Here is a 1295-nt window from a genome sequence, read left to right as displayed (position 1 = left end):
CCGCGGCCAGCGCCCGCACCGCGAGCAGCTGGCCCTTGAGCGGTTGTACTCGGCCGATGAGCACGACGCCCGAGCGCTCGCCAGACGGTCGGAAGCGCGCCTCGACGCCCGGCGGCACGACCGCCACGCGCGTCGGATCCGCACCGTAGCCGCCGACCACGTCCTCGCGCTCGGAGGCGCCCGCCACCACGATCGCGTCGGCCGCGGCGAGCACCGCGCGCTCCGCATCGATCCGCTCGGCGGGCTCGGGGGAGTCGCCCGGAGCGAGTCGGGCGTTCTTGGCGAGCGAGCTCGAGTGCATCGAGTGCACGTGCGGCAGGCCGGTGAGCATCCCGGCGAGCCCCGACACCCAGTAGTGCGAGTGCACCACGTCGGCTCCGGCGGCCGCCCGCGCGAACAGGGGAGCGGCCGAGGCGAGCGCGTACTTGTCGCCCGCGTCCACGGGCACGCCGACCACCCGCACGCCCGGCGCGAGCCTCCGCTCGCCCTCGCCGCGCGTCAGCACCTCGATCTCCCAGCCGAGCGCCGCCAGCTCGGGCAGCACTGCCGCGAGGTACACGTTCATCCCGCCCGCCTCGCCGGTCGAGGGCTGCTCGAGGGGCGAGGTGTGCGCCGAGACGACGGACAGGCGGGGCATCCCTCCATCGTAGACAGGGCCGGGAGTCCTCCACGGATCCGGCCGTGCGGCTCGCAGTGCCCCGGCGATCGGGTTGAATAGACGGATGCGCTCCTTCGGAGTGCGGAGAGCGTGAGGTCCATGGCCCGCCAGAGTCCACCCGGTGAGGTGCTGCCGTCGGCTGCACCCGGGCCGGCGGCCATCGGCCACGAGCCCTTCTCCGAGCAGGACATCCGGGCGCTGGTCGGCGCCGCCGCCTTCGAGAAGGGCACCGCCTACGCCGACGAGGGTCGGGTGCGCGAGCTGCAGTGGTTCGGCGGCCGCACCCGTCTCTTCGGCCAGGTCCGCGGATCCGGTCGCTCGCCCTACGCGGTGAGCGTGCAGCTGCGCGACGAGGGCGAGCACTGGAGCCTGCTCGGCGGAGCCTGCAGCTGTCCCGTCAAGCACGAGTGCAAGCACGTGGCGGCCGTGCTCGTCGAGGCCCTGCGCCGCGAGCGCGAGGGCACGCTGGCCGGTCCCTTCCCCGGCGAGTCCGCCGTCGACGCGGTTCCGGAGTGGCGCAGTGCCCTCGCTCCGCTGCTGGCGGGCGCCGAGCGCTCGCACGCGGGGATCCCGCTCGGCCTGCAGTTCGAGCTGCTCCCCGGCGAGCCGGTCCGCCGCGCCCCCCGGCCGCTATAAC

Annotated in this window: 2 protein-coding genes; one reads left to right on the top strand and one right to left on the bottom strand. The window is 75.1% G+C overall.

Features of this window, described 5'->3' with window-relative positions; all coding sequences use genetic code 11:
- Window positions 1-637 (bottom strand): glycosyltransferase (locus ACH61_RS15480; protein WP_153038950.1); only part of this gene is annotated, 637 nt, incomplete at its 3' end.
- 120 nt (window positions 638-757) lie between these two features.
- Here ACH61_RS15480 and ACH61_RS15475 point away from each other — a divergent pair.
- On the top strand, window positions 758-1294 hold the full coding sequence (locus ACH61_RS15475; RefSeq protein ID WP_068213768.1) for an SWIM zinc finger family protein: 537 nt from the start codon (window positions 758-760) through the stop codon (window positions 1292-1294).
- The last annotated feature ends 1 nt before the right edge of the window (window position 1295 follow it).

The organism is Rathayibacter tanaceti (genome assembly GCF_001634385.1).
In the GTDB taxonomy this organism is placed as follows: domain Bacteria; phylum Actinomycetota; class Actinomycetes; order Actinomycetales; family Microbacteriaceae; genus Rathayibacter; species Rathayibacter tanaceti.
Note: the sequence above shows the minus strand (reverse complement) of the source record. Positions and strands in the feature narration are given on the sequence as shown.